The organism is Pedobacter psychrotolerans, from assembly GCF_004340665.1.
Lineage (GTDB): Bacteria > Bacteroidota > Bacteroidia > Sphingobacteriales > Sphingobacteriaceae > Pedobacter > Pedobacter psychrotolerans.
In genome coordinates, this window is record NZ_SLWO01000010.1 from 57,120 (window position 1) to 75,123 (window position 18,004).

At 37.7% G+C, this 18,004-nt stretch carries 18 protein-coding genes; 12 read left to right on the forward strand and 6 right to left on the reverse strand.

Features of this window, described 5'->3' with window-relative positions; genetic code table 11:
• The first annotated feature begins 42 nt into the window (after nucleotides 1-42).
• Nucleotides 43-1,224, forward strand: a complete 1,182-nt coding sequence (locus EV200_RS20345; protein WP_132536057.1) for a formimidoylglutamase — start codon at nucleotides 43-45, stop codon at nucleotides 1,222-1,224.
• 66 nt (nucleotides 1,225-1,290) lie between these two features.
• Nucleotides 1,291-2,436, forward strand: a complete 1,146-nt coding sequence (locus EV200_RS20350; protein ID WP_132536059.1) for a TlpA disulfide reductase family protein — start codon at nucleotides 1,291-1,293, stop codon at nucleotides 2,434-2,436.
• Nucleotides 2,437-2,513: 77 nt separating this feature from the next.
• On the opposite strand, the gene purD is transcribed toward EV200_RS20350, so the two are convergent.
• The 5 genes from purD to dcd all read right to left on the reverse strand — a co-directional run bounded on the left by purD (nucleotide 2,514) and on the right by dcd (nucleotide 9,183).
• On the reverse strand, nucleotides 2,514-3,785 hold the full coding sequence (purD, locus tag EV200_RS20355) for a phosphoribosylamine--glycine ligase (RefSeq protein WP_132536061.1): 1,272 nt from the start codon (nucleotides 3,783-3,785) through the stop codon (nucleotides 2,514-2,516).
• A gap of 215 nt (nucleotides 3,786-4,000) precedes the next feature.
• Nucleotides 4,001-4,882 carry an SDR family oxidoreductase gene (locus tag EV200_RS20360; RefSeq protein ID WP_132536063.1) on the reverse strand — a complete coding sequence of 294 codons (882 nt, stop codon included), beginning with the start codon at nucleotides 4,880-4,882 and terminating at the stop codon, nucleotides 4,001-4,003.
• 147 nt (nucleotides 4,883-5,029) lie between these two features.
• Nucleotides 5,030-5,791, reverse strand: coding sequence for an enoyl-CoA hydratase/isomerase family protein (locus EV200_RS20365; protein WP_132536065.1), 762 nt, complete (start codon nucleotides 5,789-5,791; stop codon nucleotides 5,030-5,032).
• Nucleotides 5,792-5,871: 80 nt separating this feature from the next.
• The gene (locus EV200_RS20370; RefSeq protein WP_229676882.1) at nucleotides 5,872-8,565 is read right to left on the reverse strand and encodes a carboxypeptidase-like regulatory domain-containing protein; all 2,694 of its coding nucleotides are present in this window, start codon (nucleotides 8,563-8,565) and stop codon (nucleotides 5,872-5,874) included.
• Nucleotides 8,566-8,646: 81 nt separating this feature from the next.
• On the reverse strand, nucleotides 8,647-9,183 hold the full coding sequence (dcd, locus tag EV200_RS20375; protein ID WP_132536067.1) for a dCTP deaminase: 537 nt from the start codon (nucleotides 9,181-9,183) through the stop codon (nucleotides 8,647-8,649).
• A 73-nt stretch (nucleotides 9,184-9,256) separates the two neighbouring features.
• On the opposite strand from dcd, the gene EV200_RS20380 reads away from it, so the two are divergent.
• The 5 genes from EV200_RS20380 to EV200_RS20400 all read left to right on the forward strand — a co-directional run bounded on the left by EV200_RS20380 (nucleotide 9,257) and on the right by EV200_RS20400 (nucleotide 12,371).
• The gene (locus EV200_RS20380) at nucleotides 9,257-9,904 is read left to right on the forward strand and encodes a 4'-phosphopantetheinyl transferase family protein (RefSeq protein WP_132536069.1); all 648 of its coding nucleotides are present in this window, start codon (nucleotides 9,257-9,259) and stop codon (nucleotides 9,902-9,904) included.
• Nucleotides 9,905-9,915: 11 nt separating this feature from the next.
• On the forward strand, nucleotides 9,916-10,644 hold the full coding sequence (gene lipB, locus EV200_RS20385; protein ID WP_132536071.1) for a lipoyl(octanoyl) transferase LipB: 729 nt from the start codon (nucleotides 9,916-9,918) through the stop codon (nucleotides 10,642-10,644).
• A gap of 64 nt (nucleotides 10,645-10,708) precedes the next feature.
• Complete coding sequence (locus EV200_RS20390) at nucleotides 10,709-11,434, forward strand: SGNH/GDSL hydrolase family protein (RefSeq protein ID WP_132536073.1); 726 nt, start codon at nucleotides 10,709-10,711, stop codon at nucleotides 11,432-11,434.
• An 85-nt stretch (nucleotides 11,435-11,519) separates the two neighbouring features.
• A complete protein-coding gene (locus EV200_RS20395; protein WP_132536075.1) occupies nucleotides 11,520-12,035 on the forward strand; it encodes a DUF5684 domain-containing protein in 516 nt (171 codons plus the stop codon).
• A 6-nt stretch (nucleotides 12,036-12,041) separates the two neighbouring features.
• The gene (locus EV200_RS20400) at nucleotides 12,042-12,371 is read left to right on the forward strand and encodes a DUF2752 domain-containing protein (RefSeq protein WP_229676881.1); all 330 of its coding nucleotides are present in this window, start codon (nucleotides 12,042-12,044) and stop codon (nucleotides 12,369-12,371) included.
• A gap of 5 nt (nucleotides 12,372-12,376) precedes the next feature.
• On the opposite strand, the gene EV200_RS20405 is transcribed toward EV200_RS20400, so the two are convergent.
• Nucleotides 12,377-13,120 carry an RDD family protein gene (locus tag EV200_RS20405; protein ID WP_132536077.1) on the reverse strand — a complete coding sequence of 248 codons (744 nt, stop codon included), beginning with the start codon at nucleotides 13,118-13,120 and terminating at the stop codon, nucleotides 12,377-12,379.
• 140 nt (nucleotides 13,121-13,260) lie between these two features.
• Between EV200_RS20405 and EV200_RS20410 the strand changes: the two genes are divergently transcribed.
• From EV200_RS20410 to EV200_RS20430, 5 genes are read left to right on the forward strand one after another with little or no spacing between them, the layout of a single operon-like run.
• On the forward strand, nucleotides 13,261-14,217 hold the full coding sequence (locus EV200_RS20410) for a stage II sporulation protein M (protein WP_132536079.1): 957 nt from the start codon (nucleotides 13,261-13,263) through the stop codon (nucleotides 14,215-14,217).
• A 1-nt stretch (nucleotide 14,218) separates the two neighbouring features.
• Nucleotides 14,219-15,094, forward strand: a complete 876-nt coding sequence (locus EV200_RS20415) for a hypothetical protein (protein ID WP_132536081.1) — start codon at nucleotides 14,219-14,221, stop codon at nucleotides 15,092-15,094.
• 1 nt (nucleotide 15,095) lies between these two features.
• Nucleotides 15,096-15,830 (forward strand): DUF4129 domain-containing protein, encoded by a 735-nt coding sequence (locus EV200_RS20420; protein ID WP_132536083.1) that lies wholly within the window; start codon nucleotides 15,096-15,098, stop codon nucleotides 15,828-15,830.
• Nucleotides 15,827-17,017 (forward strand): DUF4350 domain-containing protein, encoded by a 1,191-nt coding sequence (locus EV200_RS20425; RefSeq protein WP_132536085.1) that lies wholly within the window; start codon nucleotides 15,827-15,829, stop codon nucleotides 17,015-17,017. Before EV200_RS20420 ends, EV200_RS20425 begins: the two co-directional genes overlap by 4 nt.
• Nucleotides 16,998-17,975 (forward strand): AAA family ATPase, encoded by a 978-nt coding sequence (locus tag EV200_RS20430; protein ID WP_132536087.1) that lies wholly within the window; start codon nucleotides 16,998-17,000, stop codon nucleotides 17,973-17,975. The genes EV200_RS20425 and EV200_RS20430 overlap by 20 nt, the downstream gene beginning before the upstream one ends.
• Nucleotides 17,976-18,004 lie beyond the last annotated feature (29 nt).

The window sequence follows — 18,004 nt, forward strand, 5'->3', positions numbered from 1 at the left end:
ACGCATTCAAAAATAGATATTTGAGGCGAGAGTTTTAAATATATGTCGTTAACGGATTTCTTTTCCCCGGTAAACCCTGATAGTTTCACCCCCAAACAAGGTTTTTTTACCAGTCAGCTGGGATTAAAAGCACACATTTACACCTCTACCTTTCCTGATTTTGATGAACATACCTATGATTTAGCCATCATTGGGGTGCTTGATGGAAGAGGAGCTGTAAATAATGAGGGTTGCGCACTGGCGCCTGATTATTTTAGAGAGAAGTTCTACAAATTAAATGAGGGTGCCTTTACCAGCAAGATTGTAGATTTGGGTAACATCAAACATGGTGCAACCATTGCTGATACTTATATTGCCATTAAAATGGTGGTTTCCGATCTTATTAAAAAGGACATTATCCCAATTATTATCGGCGGCGGACAAGATTTAACGTATGCACAATATTTAGGTTATGAAGACCTGGAGCAAAAGGTTGACCTGGTGGTGATTGATAATCAATTTGATATTGGTGATGATGAAAGTGATGGACTGGAAACCCGTTCTGATTGTTATCTCAATAAGATTTTCTTACATCAGCCTAATTTTTTATTTAACTACAGTAATGTTGGCTATCAAACCTATTTTGTAAACCAGGAAAGCTTAAGTGTAATGGATAAATTATATTTTGATGTACATCGTTTAGGCGAATTTGCACAGGATATTAGTTTAACGGAGCCGATCATACGCAATGCGAATATGATCAGTTTCGATTTAGGTTCGATTCGTTCTGCCGATGCAGCAGCAAATGCGAATACCACTCCAAATGGTTTTGATGGGGAAGAAGCATGCAGGATTTCGAGATACGCCGGCATGAATGATAAGCTAACTTCAATTGGCTTTTACGAGTTTAATCCGGCCTACGATAATAACGGACAAACAGCCTTTTTGCTGGCACAGATGGTTTGGTATTTTGTGGATGGGTTTTATGCCCGCAAAAAGGATTTCCCGCTTACCCCAAAATCACAATTCATGATTTACAGAACCAGCCTGAAAGATGGTTCGGGAGAAATGATGTTTGTAAAAAGCAAAAAATCCGATCGCTGGTGGATGCAAGTGCCTTATCCATCAGGTCAATCTAAAAATGAACGCTACCACTTGGTGCCTTGCCGATATGACGATTACCAGACCGCGGTAAATGGTGAAATGCCGGATTTATGGTGGCGAACCTATCAAAAGCTATCATAATTTTAACCGCCTATTTTCGTTAAATACAATATAACTATCTTTGAATCAGTTAAACCAAACCAACCTATGAAAAAAATATTCTTATCTGCATTGGCAATATTGCCGCTTGCAGCACTTGCACAAAAACCATTTACGCTGAATGGCGATGTAAAAGGCCTGAAAACCGGAGATAAAATTTATCTAATTTACCAGGGCGATGGAAAAAACGTTACTGATTCTACCACTGTAACGAATGGTGCTTTCGCATTTAAAGGCACAGTTACCAATCCGGCACAAGGAAGCTTATATCTGAATAAAAACCCATTTGTTAATCGCCCGGCACAAGGTGAAAAATTAGATGGTTTATCGATCTATGTAGAACCAGGAACCATCAAGTTAGCGGCAGCAGATTCTTTAAAAAACGCAACGATTAGCGGTTCTCCAGTTAATGATGATGCAAAGAAATTAAAAGCACTTACTAAGCCTGTTAATGACCAGCTGATGGCAATTAATACAGAATACAATGGCTACACTGCTGAGCAAAAACAAGATAAAGTGAAAATGGAGGCTTTAAGTGCCCGTTATGAAAAAGCTGCCCAAGGCTTAACCCCACTTTTGTTGCAGTTTGCGAATGCAAATCCTAAATCATATATCAGTTTAAGTGCCATTGGACAATTGGCTAGCGATCCTGATCAGGCCGCTGCAGCAGAGAAAGCATTTTATGCTTTATCACCAGAGTTAAAATCAAGCCCTAGCGGGAACAAACTTACCCAATTATTTGAGGCTGGAAGAAAAACTGCTGTTGGCGCAATGGCTATGGATTTTACGCAAACAGATACCGCTGGCAAACCTGTGAAATTATCTAGTTTTAAAGGCAAATATGTACTGGTTGATTTCTGGGCATCATGGTGTGGACCTTGTCGTCAGGAAAACCCAAATGTAGTAGCTGCCTATAACAAATTCAAGGATAAAGGTTTTACCGTTTTAGGTGTTTCTTTAGATCGTCCGGGTAAAAAAGATGCCTGGTTAAAAGCAATCGCTGATGATAAATTAGCATGGACACAAGTATCAGATTTGAAATTCTGGGACAATGAAGTCGCTAAAATGTATGGTATTCAATCTATTCCGGCAAACTTCCTGATTGATCCGTCTGGTAAAATTATTGCTAAAGGATTAAGAGAACAGGCTTTACAAGATAAGCTTCAGGAATTATTGGGAAGCAAATCTAAATAAGCGTTTATCCCCTAAAAATAAAGCCGCCGATTCGCAGATTATTATCTGTAAATCGGCGGCCTTTCTATTTTTACGAATTATATTAAATCAAACCCGATATCTTCTCTGAAATATTTCCCGTCAAAGTAAATTCTGCCGGCATCAGCGGTTGCTGATTGTAAGGCAGTAAACAAATCTTTCTGTAAACTGGTGATGGCAATTACCCTGCCGCCATTGGTTTTTACTACATCATTATCTAAAAGTGTACCGGCATGGAAAGCAGTAGAATGACGTAAGTTTTCAATTCCACTGATGGCTTTTCCTTTCAAATATTCTCCGGGATAACCTCCGGCTACGATCATCACCGTGGCAGCAGTTTGCTCAGAAATAACCAGGTTAACCTGATTCAACTGCTTATTGGCTGTTGCAAGGAACAATTCTACTAAATCATTTTCAATACGCGGAATTACACTTTCTGTTTCCGGGTCACCCATGCGGGCATTGTATTCAATTACAAATGGATCATCACCTACTTTAATTAATCCGAAGAAAATGAAGCCTGTATAATCGATATTATCTTTTCTTAACCCTTCAACTGTAGGTCTGATAATGCGTTCTTCTACTTTTTGCAGGAAATCAGGTGTAGCAAATGGAACTGGAGAAACCGAACCCATACCACCTGTATTTAAGCCAGTATCGCCAAGGCCAATTCTTTTATAATCTTTTGCGGATGGAAGTGTAATGTAATTTTCTCCATCACTTAAAATGAATACAGAAAGTTCAATGCCACTTAAAAATTCTTCAATTACAACTGTTGCTCCGGCTGCACCAAATTTACCACCAAGCATTAATTTTAGTTCTTCCTGTGCTTCAACAGTTTCTGTACAGATTAGAACACCTTTACCTGCAGCTAAACCATCGGCCTTTAAAACCACTGGCAAGGCATGGGTTTCCAGATAGGCTAAACCTTGCTCTAAAGTATCAGGGGTAAAGGACTTTGATGCCGCGGTTGGAATACCATGGCGATCCATAAATTGTTTAGAAAAATCTTTACTTCCCTCTAAAATTGCACCTTCTTTTTTAGGTCCGATTACCGGAATATGAGCAATGGTTTGATCAGCAAGAAAAAAATCATGAATACCATTTACCAAAGGTTCTTCCGGGCCAACTACAACCAGTTCGATATTTTCTGCTAAAACAATCTTTTTTATGGAATCGAAATCGTTTACGTTGATGTTAATGTTGGTACCGTAAATTCCTGTCCCGCCGTTTCCTGGTGCAATAATTAATTTATCGCAGTGCGAAGACTGGCTCATTTTCCAGGCAAATGCACTTTCTCTGCCGCCCGAACCTAAAAGTAAGATATTCATATGGGCAAAGATAATATTTTAGTGGTAAGATGTAAGTATCGGTATATGAGTATAAAATATTAAGATTTAAGCATCAAGTATCATGATGCAAGTATTAGACGATTTTGCCGAAATCAATATCAACACTATATAATAAAACTTTTAATTGTAGCTTTTCGCTTTAGTCTTTCAGCTTTGGTCTTTAAGCTTTCTGCTTAAGTCTTTTAGCTTTAACACTAACTTCCTTTTGCGCTTCTTGTCATTTGCTCCAGCATATCCCACATTTCATTTGGAATTGCTTCTAAGCCATTCATTTGTCCGGCACCCTGTAACCACTCTCCCCCATCAATTGTAATTACCTCACCATTAATGTATCCTGAAAAATCGCTGACCAGAAATGCAGCAAGATTGGCTAACTCCTGATGTTCTCCTACCCTTTTAAGCGGCACACGATTTTTAAAATCGAATTTTTTAGCTAAATCGCCTGGCAACAATCTTTCCCATGCTCCCTTCGTAGGAAATGGCCCTGGTGCGATGGCATTAGTTCTTATACCGTACTTCCCCCATTCTACCGCCAATGATCTGGTTAAAGCCAAAACACCACCTTTTGCACAGGCAGATGGAACAACATATGCAGAACCTGTAAAAGCATAAGTGGTTATAATATTTAAAACCGTAGCAGATTGATTTTCCTTAATCCAATGTTTACCAAAAGCCAAAGTGCAATTTACGGTTCCTTTTAAAACAATATCAATAATTGATGAGAAAGCATTAGCGGATAAACGTTCAGTAGGTGATATAAAATTCCCTGCAGCATTATTTAATAACACATCAACAGATCCAAATCGCTCTAGGGTTTTCGCAAGCACATGATCTACTTGTTCTGCATCGCGAACATCGCAGGCAACAGCCAAAACCTTTCCACCAGTTTTTTCTTCCATCTCATCGGCAGTTTTCTGCAAAACTTCCTGTTTCCGACTGGTGATGACTAAGTTAGCACCAAGTTTAAGAAAATAAATACCCATTGCCTTGCCCAATCCTGTTCCACCACCAGTAATAACAATGGTTTTTCCTTTTAAAGCATCTTCTCTAAGCATTGGTGAGTTATAGTTGAACATATGAGGTAAGGTATTTAGGTGAATAGTTGGTTAGTTGTTTTTTGGATTGTTAGATTGTTTAATTGCTAAATTGTTAGCACAGGGTAACTGACTAGGTTTGGAAATTGATAAATTGTTTGAATTGAATAATCGACTCTAAATCCCATCCTATTTCCGCTGCAAATTGGCCAGAATGGTTTCTAAAATATGTCTGGTATTGGGTGACCACCATTGCGCCAGCATTTTTTCTAGCGTGGCAGATTGATCTGCTGTCATGGCGGCAATTAATTCTTCACGAATATTGAGTTTACTCTGCGACCAGGTATTGCTTTCCTGCTCCATAAACTTTTTAATCTTTCGTTCTGCTGCCGTAAGTAAGCTTTCATTTTTAACCAACTCATCAACCAAACCAACCTTTAAAGCTTCTTCAGGGCTAAATAGTTTTCCGGTTAATAAACTGCGGGTGGCTTCTCCTTTTCCAATCCAAAAGGAATAAAGCTGAAAAATGCTATTTGGGACGATAATACCTACAGGCACTTCATTCAGTCCGATGATGTATTGACCTTCGGCCATTACTCTTGCATCACAAGCTAATGCGATTACACATCCTCCTGCCGGACTATGGCCGCTGATAGCCGCAACCATTGGCTTTTTAAAGGAAACCAGATTTGCCGTAAAATTAAAAAAGAGTTGAAAAAAGGATTTTGCTTCTGCTTCGTTGTAACCATAAAGTTCTACCAAATCTAAGCCTGCCGAAAAAAACGGAGCTTTTCCGGTTAATATCACACCACCAATATTGTCATCAGCGGCTATATTCTTAAGCATATCATCCAGTTCGGTAATCAGCTCCCTTCCCAGAGCATTTGATTTCCCTTTGTCGAGTGTAATGGTTGCCAGGCGATCTTTAACACTTACTTTAATTGTATTCATGGTAATCGTATGAGATTTGAGTATAAAGCATGAACTAAATAAGTTATGCTTGCATAATAATCAAATTTATCTATTTTTCTTTATTTAACCTCATAAGTATAAACTTTTCTCGCCAAATGGCCAGAGGCATCTATACCTTCAATAACCACTCTGTACTGTCCGGCTTCATCGGCATTGTAAAATTCAAACTTTGCTTTTCCATCTTTTTGTGCAACCACCTGCGGATTCCAATAAATGGTCGTTCTTAGATCTTTACGTGTGCTATTGGTTGTGGCACCATCATATACTGGTGCATAAAAAACCCTTGAAACCGAGAAACCTTTTGGATTTATACTGACAATTCCGGGTGCATACCTGTTGTAATTGGAAGTTCCCCCACCTCGTTTAGTGGTAATGATAATGACGCCACCACCACCTTGAGAACCATAAATAGCAGTATTGCCTATGCTTTTTAATAGCTCTATAGATTCTACATCACTTGGCACAATATTGTCTAAAAATTCTGATTCTACCCGCATTCCATCCAAAACAATCGACATTGGTGTGTTCTGACTTCTCATCAAATAAGGTACATTGCCCCTAAAAATTACCCCAGGCAGCCTACCTTGTAAACATTGAGATAAGGTTACGCAAGTAGAAAGGTCATCACTTGTCATGATAAAATCTGCACGACCTGCACCATTTAAGTTTGCAGAGTTTTTAGCTGGGTTTTTCTTTTCGGTAACAGTTACCTCGTCCAGTTTAATAGTCCTTTCCAATAAACCCAGCCGTGTCATTTCATTAAAGTAGTTATCACTTTCTTTAATATATTTCATGAGGCTGTTATTCACATTAATTTCTACATCAGGGCTATTCTTGCTTTTTGTTACCACCTGGCCTGGCACTACATCAATGTTAATATCTACAAATTTTCTTTCCGTTTTGGTTCTGGCCTGTACTACAAATTTGGTACTGTCTTCATAGCTCAGGTTATCAAAAACAAATTTCCCTTCTGCATTGGTTACTGTATCAATGATAAAAGTTGAACCTTTAGTCGCCATCAACATCACCTTTCCACCAGCAACAGGTTTATTCCCCTTCATGACGGTGCCTGTAATGGCTAAAGATTTTTCTACATTGTAAGTAATGGAAGGACTTGCACCACTGATTACATTTTTCCAAAGGAACCTTCGCCACCCTTGTGTAAGCAACAAATTATCAAGTTCTTTTTGAGTGTTAATATCGTCGTTTGCGAAATAATGATTAGGCTTTTCAACATAACCTGCAAGATCAGAGGTTAAAAGCAATGAAGTTAGAATATTCGTTTCATTGTCTTCATCCGGCGTAACTTTGCTCGCATTCGTTACCGCTACAGAAAAACTACTGATTTCAGGTTTTTGCTGATTCGTGGCATCTAAGGTAAAAGTTGTTTTACCTTTTCTGCTGTTGGATACGGATGAAGTATTCAATGCGACATCCAAAAGATCAGCATTGTTTTTCACGAAAACTAATCTTTCTGCCAAGGGCTGATTAGTGCCAGAGAAAAGTGTAAATTGTACAATTCCACTTGGTAGGTTCTTTTTTAAAATGGTTGCCATCAGCACTTGTTTATCCATTTTTGCCTTCGATACATAACATACATTTCCGGCTTGTTGTGCCACTACTTTCAATTCTGTTCCATTAACTAAATCTGCACTCGACATAATTTTTAGGGAAACTTTTGCTGTATCTAAATTATTAATGGCGATGGCGTAACCACTTTTTTGAGCTAAAGGCATTTTAATATCCTTTGAAGAGCCATCTGCAAACTTAATTTTAGCGGTATAGGATTTACCCGCCTGGGCATTAAAAATGAAATTCCCCATCCCTAAGTATGTTGTTTCAAACCTCGTGACTTCTGATCCTGTTTCATCAACGACAGTTCCTTTTACATTTTCACCGTGGCCTGCTGCATTTACAGCTTTAATGGCTATTTTTTGTGGCAAATTTTCAATCAGATTACCACCTTCAGGCATAAACTGAACATCAACATCATTGGAAGTAGAAGTAATTGGAATCGATTTTACTACTTTTTGTTTGTTAGCTAAAGTAATGGTAGCCACAATCTTTCCTGTTTTTCCAGCAAACCCTGAACTATTTGTGAAAGTGATTACTGCATCGCCATTTACACTCGTTTTTGTTTTTCCTTTTTCAATAGATTTATAATCCAGCTGAACATCATAACTCACCTCATTGTCTTTATAAGCTAGTCCATTCTTATCTTCGAAATGAATGGTTGCGGTTACTTTATCAGCGTTATTTTCTTTCTTAAAATCGTATTGGGTTTCCGTAAAAACTTTATTTGCCCAGCTATTTCCAATTTTTATGCTTTTATCAAAGAAAAACGCTGTCCCGAAATTTCGCATGTAATTGGTATAAGCCCTGATGCGATAATTGCCTTCAGCGAGGGTGTCAGTAAGTTTAAAATCTCCCCAGGTAATGCCACCCACAACAGGCAACTTCAATTGTTTTTTTACAGAATCTTTTTCGTTAATCAGTTCCACATACAATATTTCACTTAAGGCTGATGGAGCTGCAGATTTGGCATCAACTATATAGGCTTTGAACCAAATATCATCGCCAATGGCATAATATGGTTTATCTAAATGAAGGTGTACCTTCTCCTGTGGAAATTTATTAGTATACTCTTCCAGTTTATTCAGAAGTTGCGTAAATGGATCATCATCCATTTTAAAAGCCGAAAAGCTAAGAATGATCAATAGGAAACTGATAACGAGCTTGATGCTGAATTTCATTTTACGAAAGCTATAAATAAAAATATGCCTCAAGGTACAAAACCCGAGGCATATAATAATGAAGGTATAATGAATTTTCGTTTAGAACTTATTCTTCCACATCATGCTTTCTACAGGGCGGGTTGTTTTATTATTATACTTGGCATTGCCTTTAGTGTTGTACATGGTTTCAATATTTCCTTCTACAACAAAGTATATTAACTGCCCAATAGGCATACCTGCATATATTTTTACAGGTTGCGCAACGGATATTTCTAAAGTCCAGGTATTGCAGAAACCAACATCTCCCTTACCTGCCGTAGCATGGATATCAATACCTAAACGGCCAGTACTACTCTTACCTTCCAAAAAAGGAACATGGCTATGTGTTTCGGTATATTCCAGGGTTACACCTAAATATAAGGTACCGGGATGAAGAATATAACCATCTTTAGGAATTTCGAAATGTTCTATTTCATTATGGGCCTTTGCATCTAGTACTCGACTTTCATAAGTTGCCAGGTATTTCCCCAAGTGAACGTCATAAGAATTAGTTCCCAGGCATTCTCGCTTAAAGGGTTCAATGATGATGGTACCCTTATCAATTTCTTCTAATATCCTTTTGTCTGATAATATCATTTTTATGCGTATTTTTGGCCTAAATTATCAATTTATTAAGATAATTATGCATGCTAATCTCCCAATTTTATAAATGCCAATAGTTTATAATAAAAATATTGATGACCATTCGGTTCTGGCAATCTGGAAAATTGAAGAAACTGAAGAAGAAATGTTGGCTGGCTTACAACTAAAGCAACATGAACTGGATATTATCTCTTCATTTAACAATGGCAAAAGGCTTTTACACTGGTTAAGCACGCGGCTTTTATTGCGAAAAATGCTCAATACCACAGCTTATATTGATTGTCAGTTTGATGAAGACGGTAAGCCATATCTTGTTAATTCTGATTATCAGATTTCATTAAGTCACTCTTATGATTACGCCGCAGTAATGATTAGCAAGGAATTTGCAGTTGGTGTAGATATTGAACTCATCAAGCATAAGATTAAAAGCATTAAGCATAAATTCCTGAGTGATATTGAGCTTGCTCAAAAGCAAATTGGAAATAATACAGAAGGCTTATATGTTGCCTGGTGTGCTAAAGAAGCTATTTATAAGTGGCATGGTAAAAAAGGTCTTGAATTTAAACGGGATATCCATATTAAACCCTTTAAGCTAAAAGCAGAAGGAAATTTAAATGCCCTGGTAGAGTTACCGGGTGGTACCAGAGAATTAACGGTTAACTACTTTAAAACAAAAGATGGTTATATGTTAGGTTACGTAGCAAACAAAGCATAAAATTGGATAAAATGACTGAGTTGGAAGAAAAGGCTTTGGAACCCAAACAAGTACCTACGCAATTTATAGACTGGGGTTTAACAGACTATCAGGATGCCTGGGACAAACAGGAAGCGTTATTGAACAAAACGGTAGCCGTAAAAACAGAGAACAGGATCAATGGCACTCATTTACCCACGCCAAATTACCTCATCTTTAATGAGCACCCACATGTTTATACCTTAGGCAAAAGCGGGCATCAGGATAATTTATTATTGGATGAAGAAGGCCTTTTAGAAAAGCATGCTACCTTCTATAAAATTAACCGTGGTGGAGATATCACTTATCATGGCCCGGGACAAATTGTAGGCTATCCGATTTTGGATCTTGATAATTTTTTCACCGATATTCATTTATATCTCCGCACCCTGGAAGAAGCCGTTATTTTAACCCTAAAAGATTATGGAATTGAATCTGGACGTTACCCAGGCTATACAGGTGTTTGGTTAGACCCCGACAATGACAAGGCCAGAAAAATTTGTGCCATGGGTGTACGTTGCAGTCGATGGGTAACCATGCACGGTTTTGCCTTTAACGTGAATGTAGATCTGGAATATTTTAAGAACATTGTACCTTGTGGTATTGATGATAAAGCGGTTACTTCTTTGGAAAAAGAACTGGGTTATACATTAGATCTGGAGGAGGTAAAGGGCAGATTGAAGCACCACATTGCTGATCTTTTTCAAATGAAACTGATCTAACAGCTTACAGAAGTTAATCCAGATCACATCAAAACCTTTATGATTGCTTTTGCGTAAATGAATCATGAAAGTTTTATTTACAGCTATTTTATTTTCTTTATTAACTTCGGCTTGCACTAAAGAAAAAAGCATGTCATCTACTGATCAAACCCTACCGATCATCACCAAACCTGCTTCCTCAGGAACTAGATCTTATCTTGCTCTGGGTGATTCTTATACCATTGGCGAATCTGTTGCGCAACAGGAATCTTTTCCTTTTCAATTACAAAGCTTATTAAAAGCTCAAAATATAGCTGTATCAGCTCCAAAAATTATTGCCACAACCGGCTGGACAACTGATGAACTCCAAAGCGCCCTTAAGCAAACTAATCTGACATCAAAATATGATTTCGTTACCTTATTAATCGGAGTCAATAATCAATACAGGGGTTACCCGATTGATACTTATAAACAAGAGTTCGCAGCATTGTTACAAACGGCAATAGCTTTTACGGGTGGCAGAAAAGATCGTGTTTTTGTAGTCTCCATTCCTGATTGGGGGGTTACTCCATTCGGAAAAAGTTCTGGCAGGGACATAAAAATTATTGCTCAAGAAATTGATGCTTTTAATGCTGCAAACCAAGAAATAACGTTGACAGCAGGTGTGAGCTATACCAATATCACACCAGCATCAAGAAATGCTGCTACAGATTTAGGGCTTGTAGCAAAAGATGGCTTACATCCCAGCGGTAAAATGTATGCCAGCTGGGCTACCGAATTATCCCCAAAGGTTTTAAAAGCACTAGACTAATCAGACAAATAAATAGGTAATTGTAAATAAAAATTTTACTTTAGTTTAACTATTTATATCTAAAACCTTAAAAAAACAAAAAATTATGAATGAGTATGAAGCAAGCGGAGTAGCCGCAGGAATTGGTATGGGTATGGTAATCTTGTACCTGGCAATATATGCTTTGATGATTATTGGCATGTGGAAAATTTTTGAGAAAGCTGGCAAACCTGGATGGGCGGCAATTGTTCCTATTTACAACATGATCATTCTACTAGAGATTATAGGGAAACCAATGATATGGATTCTTTGGCTATTAATTCCTTGTACAACTATAATATTTGGGATCTGGGCTTTAAATTTGATGAACAAAAGCTTTGGAAAAACCGAAGGATTTACGGTTGGAATGATATTTTTCCCTTATATCTTTATACCCATTTTAGGTTTTGGAGATGCTAAATATTTAGGCCCATCTGCAGCAGAAGCTCAAAACGGAGGCTTTGGGAATAACGCTTTCAACAATCCAAATAACCCATTTAATAACCCGAACAATCCTTTTAACAATCCAAATAATCCTTTCGGAAATAAACAAGATCCGAATGATGGTCAAGGTAATATTTAACATCAATTGATTACAATAACATTTATATTTTGCAGCTCAATCAACATTTTTGATTGGCTGCAAAATCATTTATTAACCTGTCCGTTTAAAGCCTTAACGGGAATAGATTGCCCCGGATGTGGATTTCAGCGGTCTTTAATTGCCCTGTTTCAAGGCAACTTCCATAAAAGCTGGCTGCTCTACCCACCTACAATCCCACTAATATTCCTCTTCGTTATAGCCGGAATATTGTATAAGTTTCCTATTAAGCATCAATCATTAGTGCTTAAAACACTGATTCTGGTTGTAGGAAATTTCGTTATGATTTCTTATTTATATAAAATGTTTATCCAGTAAATTGGTTAAACATTCATATTTGATGTCAGGTGGTTATAATCCTTTAACACCGTTTCTAAAAATTGTAATTCATTCATTCCGGCAGGTATAGACACCAGAATATGTTCTTTTGTTTTAGCAGCCATAGTATAAATCAGCTCTGGATTTCTGGTTTGGTAATAGCTGGTTAATACTTCATGAACAAGTTCTATATCACGATCGTTCAAGTGAAGAACTTCTTTAAATACAGGTTGATATTCATCAGGTAAAGCAAAGTTGAAAGCTACATTTTGGATTTGAGTGCGCGGCTTGGTTTTAATCAGTGTGGTTTTGGCCAGGATATCGCCAACCCGCTGGTGGTTTTTAGTGACCACAACAGATACCAGTGCTACAACTCCCCAGCCCAGGGGAATTCCAAAATCAATCATTCTAAATAACCACCTGAAAATATACTGACCGAAGGTAGGCTGACTACCATCCAAACTAATTACTTTTATTTTTAACGCCTTTTTGCCAAAGGTTTGCCCATTCATATACAATTCACAAACTAAATCGTAAAAAACAAAAATCACGATAAAGCCAATTAATGCGACATACAAACTTGTTGAAGAGAGACTGAAAGCAGCGATTAATCCGATGACGATGGCTAAGAAATAAAGCACAGCAAAACCAGCCAGATCAATACATCTTGCCGCAATCCGTTCACCTAAACCGGCTATTTCATACTCAATATCTATATTCTGGGCAGTGCTGATTTTGATGGTATCCATGTTCAAACATAATTTTTTTTAAGGATAAAGTGGCTAAGCAAAATCAGTTTTTTTCTTTTGTTTTTGCGCAATGTTTTGCGACTATCTTTTGTATATGTTAAAATTTAACTATTTTAACCCGAGATTTGGCCTACCATTACATGAGAGAAGCATTATTTGTTAAACAAAATTCGGAAAAGTGGAAATACTTTGAAGCGATACAACATGCCAATCCTGATGAAATTGCCAATCAGTTTGTAGAAATCACTAACGATTTAGCCTACTCAAAAACTTTTTACCCCAATTCTAAAACTACTGCGTATTTAAACGGACTGGCCTCCAAACTGCATCAATCAGTTTATAAAAACAAAAAGGAAAGGTCAAATCGATTCCTATTTTTTTGGAAAACTGAACTTCCACTGGTATTTTTTCAGCATCGGAAGCAGATCGTTTACGCCCTGCTGTTTTTTTTAGTTTCGTGTGCCATTGGAGTTCTATCAGCCAAATACGATGATACTTTTGTCCGTTTAATTATGGGTGATAGTTATGTAAACATGACCAATGAGAATATTGCCAAAGGCGATCCATTTGGTGTTTATAAGCAACAGAATGAGTTTTTGATGTTTTTACAGATTGGCGCAAATAACATTTATGTAGCACTATATACCTTCGCATTAGGCATTATATTTTCATTTGGATCTATTGTTTCCTTATTTAGAAATGGCATCATGCTCGGTTCATTCCAGTATTTCTTTTTTAGTAAAGGCCTGGGTTTGCAATCGGTTCTGGTGATCTGGATTCATGGAACGCTCGAAATTTCTGCCATCGTTTTAGCAGGAGCAGCTGGTTTGGTTTTAGGAAACAGCTTTTTATTCCCGAAAACTTATACCCGAATGGAATCAACTTTAAGAGGTGCAAAACAAGGCTTAAAAATGGTTCTGGGATTAATTCCTATTTTCATTGTGGCAGCCTTTTTCGAAAGTTTTGTTACCCGCCATACCGAAATGCCTTTAGTACTTAGTCTTTTGATTTTAGGATCATCAGCCTCATTTATCATCTGGTACGTATTTATCTACCCCATAAAAATCAATCAAAAGCAAATAAACGCCCATAATTAACATGATCGAAGCCCTAGAATTTAAGAAACGAAGAGATTTTGGACAGGTGATTAATGATACCTTTACCTTTATGCGGCAAAATTTTAAGCCGCTGATTAAAACTTATTTTACCTTTTGCGGGCTATTTGTTCTGGCCAGCATGTCTACCATGTTAATGCAGCAATATAAAACGGTTAACGTGATCAATGCTATGGGTAACGGAGGCAGTGCAACCGGACTCGGTTTGTACGGAATTGAATATTTCCTATCCATTATTTTTTCTTTGGCCAGTTATGCCAGCATGTCCGTAGCTATTCTTTCTTACATTGCTATTTATGTGCAAAAAGGAAATCAAACACCTACTATGGAGGAGGTTTGGGGATTCTTTAAATATTATTTCTGGAGGGTTTTTGGTAGCTCCATTTTACTCTTACTAATGGTTCTTGTAGGGTTTATGTTTTGCCTCGCTCCCGGCTTTTATCTGTTTCCCTTTGTCACCATGATGCTTCCGATTATGGTTATTGAGAATGCCTCTTTATCGTATGCCTTTAGCAGGAGTTTTCAAATCATTAAAGAGAATTTCTGGATCACCTTTGGAACCCTAGTTGTAGTGTGGATTATCGTATATGCCTGTATGAGCATGATCATTTTGCCCACTACATTATTTAGCATGATTGGAATGTTCTCCAGTAAAGGCGCCCACATGTCTTTAACCTTAACCATGATTAGTACCGTGTTGCAGTCGCTTTGCCAGGTATTTACCATTGTACCGATTATTACCATTACCCTCATGTACTTTAGTTTAATTGAGCAAAAAGAAAATGTAGGTTTGATGGAGCGAATCTCAAATTTCGGAACCTCAGAAAAACCAATTGATACCCGCTCCGAAGAATATTAAAATGTCGAAATTTCTGCTCAATTATTTTCTTATCGGTTTACTCTTTTTTCTGCCGGTCATCAGCAAAGCTCAGGCTCAGGTTGCTAAACCGAAGCAGGAGAAACACGAGATGAAAACCGATAGCAGTCAAATTACGCCATCAAAGTTTGATAAACGTGCCATCAGCTATTACAAAGAACAAAAGGAATTTCAATATGATCAGATTGAAGGCCGGCAGCTCTCTCTTTGGGAAAGATTTTGGATGTGGTTCTGGAAAATGATTAGCAAACTATTTGTTGGTGCGGCATCTAATTCGGTATCAAAATATTTCTTTATTAGCCTGGGCATTGCCTTACTGGCCTTTCTCATTATCAAAATGATTGGTGCCAAAAATATCTTCAGCAAGAAACCTCTGGAAACCATTTTACCATACGACGTTTTAAACGAGAATATTCATGAAATAGATTACGATAAAGAATTACAGCGTTTAATAGGCGAAGGTAAATTCCGGCTCGCCGTGAGGTTACTGTATTTACGGGCATTAAAGAAACTTAGTGATGCCCAACTGATTCAATGGCAACCAGACAAAACCAATTACAATTATTTAACGGAAATCAGCAAACCGGAACTGAAAAATGATTTCAGCCAGCTAACCCTTCAGTTTGATTATATCTGGTATGGAGATTTCCCCATAGATGAACAAAAATTTGAGCCAATAAAGCAATCATTTAACCATTTTAACAACCAGATTAAATGAGGAGCTTTAAAATTTACTTTGCGCTTGGATTGATGATGATCCTCGCTTACTTACTGGCCCAGTATAATAAGCCTGTACCCACCAATTGGGATCCAACTTATCTTTCTACTGATAAAATTCCTTATGGCACCTACATTCTTCACCATAGAATTAAAGACATTGTACCCAATGCAACTGTAAAAAAAACTCAGCTAGCCCTATACAATACCCTTAAAAATAATCGGTACAATCAATCTGCTTATATCATCGTTGCGCAAAAAGTAAATTTCGAAAAATACGAATTTGAACAGATCAAAAAATATATTGAGGCGGGAAATGATCTGTTTATTGCGAGTTATGATTTTGGTAAACTGGAAAAATTCTTAAATTTTAACACCGCTAGCACCATCTCCAGAAATGGCAGTGCACTAAATTTCACCAATCCTAATTTGAAGACCGAAGCCAGTTATGGTTTTGAACGTGGTATAGGCACGCAGTATTTTGGCACTATAGATTCAAAGCAAACTGTAGTTTTAGGTATTAATGCTGATCAGCACCCGAATTTTATCCGTTTTAATTTCGGTAAGGGATCGCTGTTTTTAATTGCAGAGCCCGGTTTTTATACAAATTTCGTGCTTCTGAATAAATATGGAGCAGAGTATAGTGCAAAAACACTGAGCTATCTTCAAAATAGAAAAACCGTAATTCTAGATGAATATTTCTCTGCACAGAAAACGGAAACCACTGATGTGTTAAGAGTGTTTTTTGCACATCCAGAATTGAAGTGGGCTTATTACCTGACTATTTTCAGCTTAATTATTTTTGTAGTTTTCGAAATTAAACGCAAGCAACGCATTATTCCAATTGTAGATCCTATGACAAATGCATCAGTTGAATTTGTAAACGTTGTGGGAAGTGTTTACTATCATGAAAGAAATAATCAGGATATTGCCATGAAGAAAATGAATTACTTTCTGGAATATTTACGTTCGAGGTATTATATCAAAACGAATGAAATAGACGCGAATTTCGCCAACTTGATCAGGGAAAAAACGGGTATTAACGAACAATTGGCTAAAACCTTAACACGGTATATGATGAATATACCTACCATGGCGAATTTAAGCGACCATGAACTCATTAATTTAAACGAAAGCATAGAACAGTTTTATAAAAATACGCAACGCAATGGAGCAGGAACAATTTAACCCACGCACGGATTTAAGCGTACTTAACGCAGCAGTAGATCAAATCAGAAATGTGCTGGGAAATATCATCGTCGGACAGAAACAAGTTATCGACTTTCTGATTGTTGGCTTACTGGCTGATGGGCATATTCTGATTGAAGGAGTACCCGGAGTAGCCAAAACATTAAGCGCAAAGCTACTGGCCAAATCTATTGATGCACAATTTTCAAGGGTACAGTTTACACCAGATTTAATGCCATCTGATGTTTTGGGCACCCCTATCTTTAATACCAAAACCGGTGATTTCGAATTTAGAAAGGGTCCGATTTTTGGAAATATCATTCTTGTGGATGAAATTAACCGTGCCCCGGCCAAAACACAATCGGCTTTGTTTGAGGTAATGGAAGAGCGTCAGGTGACTATTGATGGCGAAACTTACCTGATGGACGAACCTTTTATGGTGCTCGCTACCCAAAACCCCATTGAACAGGAAGGAACTTACCGTTTACCAGAAGCCCAATTAGATCGCTTTTTATTTAAAATTGAAATTAAATATCCGTCTCTGGAAGAAGAAACTGCTATTTTAATGGCGCAGCATACGCTGGTAAACAAAAGTTTGGCTGCAGAAGTCAAACCGGTTTTGTCTGTTCAACAAATTCAAGAGGCCAGATCCATCATCCGCAGCTTATTTGTAGAACCCAAATTACTCGAATTCATTGCTAAAATCGTGAATGAAACCCGGAACAATCCGTCACTGTATTTGGGTGCATCGCCAAGGGCATCTCTGGCTATAGTACACAGTGCTAAAGCTTTGGCCGCCATCCAGAATCGTGATTTTGTAACACCTGATGATATCATTGCTGTGGCCGTACCCGTACTGGCACACCGGATTTTGCTATCACCAGAAAAGGAAATGGAAGGTTTAACAACCAGCGACATCGTTCATCAGATTATTAAAAAAATAGAAGTACCAAGATAGTTCAGCTGGCAGTGATGCATTTTATAAAG

Coding starts and splice junctions, on each gene's coding strand:
- EV200_RS20420 (WP_132536083.1), top strand. CDS start 15,096: ATGTCGAAATTTCTGCTCAATTATTTTCTTATCGGTTTACTCTTTTTT.
- EV200_RS20345 (WP_132536057.1), top strand. CDS start 43: ATGTCGTTAACGGATTTCTTTTCCCCGGTAAACCCTGATAGTTTCACC.
- lipB (WP_132536071.1), top strand. CDS start 9,916: ATGACTGAGTTGGAAGAAAAGGCTTTGGAACCCAAACAAGTACCTACG.
- purD (WP_132536061.1), bottom strand. CDS start 3,785: ATGAATATCTTACTTTTAGGTTCGGGCGGCAGAGAAAGTGCATTTGCC.
- EV200_RS20360 (WP_132536063.1), bottom strand. CDS start 4,882: ATGTTCAACTATAACTCACCAATGCTTAGAGAAGATGCTTTAAAAGGA.
- EV200_RS20410 (WP_132536079.1), top strand. CDS start 13,261: ATGAGAGAAGCATTATTTGTTAAACAAAATTCGGAAAAGTGGAAATAC.
- EV200_RS20380 (WP_132536069.1), top strand. CDS start 9,257: ATGCCAATAGTTTATAATAAAAATATTGATGACCATTCGGTTCTGGCA.
- dcd (WP_132536067.1), bottom strand. CDS start 9,183: ATGATATTATCAGACAAAAGGATATTAGAAGAAATTGATAAGGGTACC.
- EV200_RS20350 (WP_132536059.1), top strand. CDS start 1,291: ATGAAAAAAATATTCTTATCTGCATTGGCAATATTGCCGCTTGCAGCA.
- EV200_RS20425 (WP_132536085.1), top strand. CDS start 15,827: ATGAGGAGCTTTAAAATTTACTTTGCGCTTGGATTGATGATGATCCTC.
- EV200_RS20365 (WP_132536065.1), bottom strand. CDS start 5,791: ATGAATACAATTAAAGTAAGTGTTAAAGATCGCCTGGCAACCATTACA.
- EV200_RS20395 (WP_132536075.1), top strand. CDS start 11,520: ATGAATGAGTATGAAGCAAGCGGAGTAGCCGCAGGAATTGGTATGGGT.
- EV200_RS20430 (WP_132536087.1), top strand. CDS start 16,998: ATGGAGCAGGAACAATTTAACCCACGCACGGATTTAAGCGTACTTAAC.
- EV200_RS20415 (WP_132536081.1), top strand. CDS start 14,219: ATGATCGAAGCCCTAGAATTTAAGAAACGAAGAGATTTTGGACAGGTG.
- EV200_RS20405 (WP_132536077.1), bottom strand. CDS start 13,120: ATGGATACCATCAAAATCAGCACTGCCCAGAATATAGATATTGAGTAT.
- EV200_RS20370 (WP_229676882.1), bottom strand. CDS start 8,565: ATGAAATTCAGCATCAAGCTCGTTATCAGTTTCCTATTGATCATTCTT.
- EV200_RS20390 (WP_132536073.1), top strand. CDS start 10,709: ATGAAAGTTTTATTTACAGCTATTTTATTTTCTTTATTAACTTCGGCT.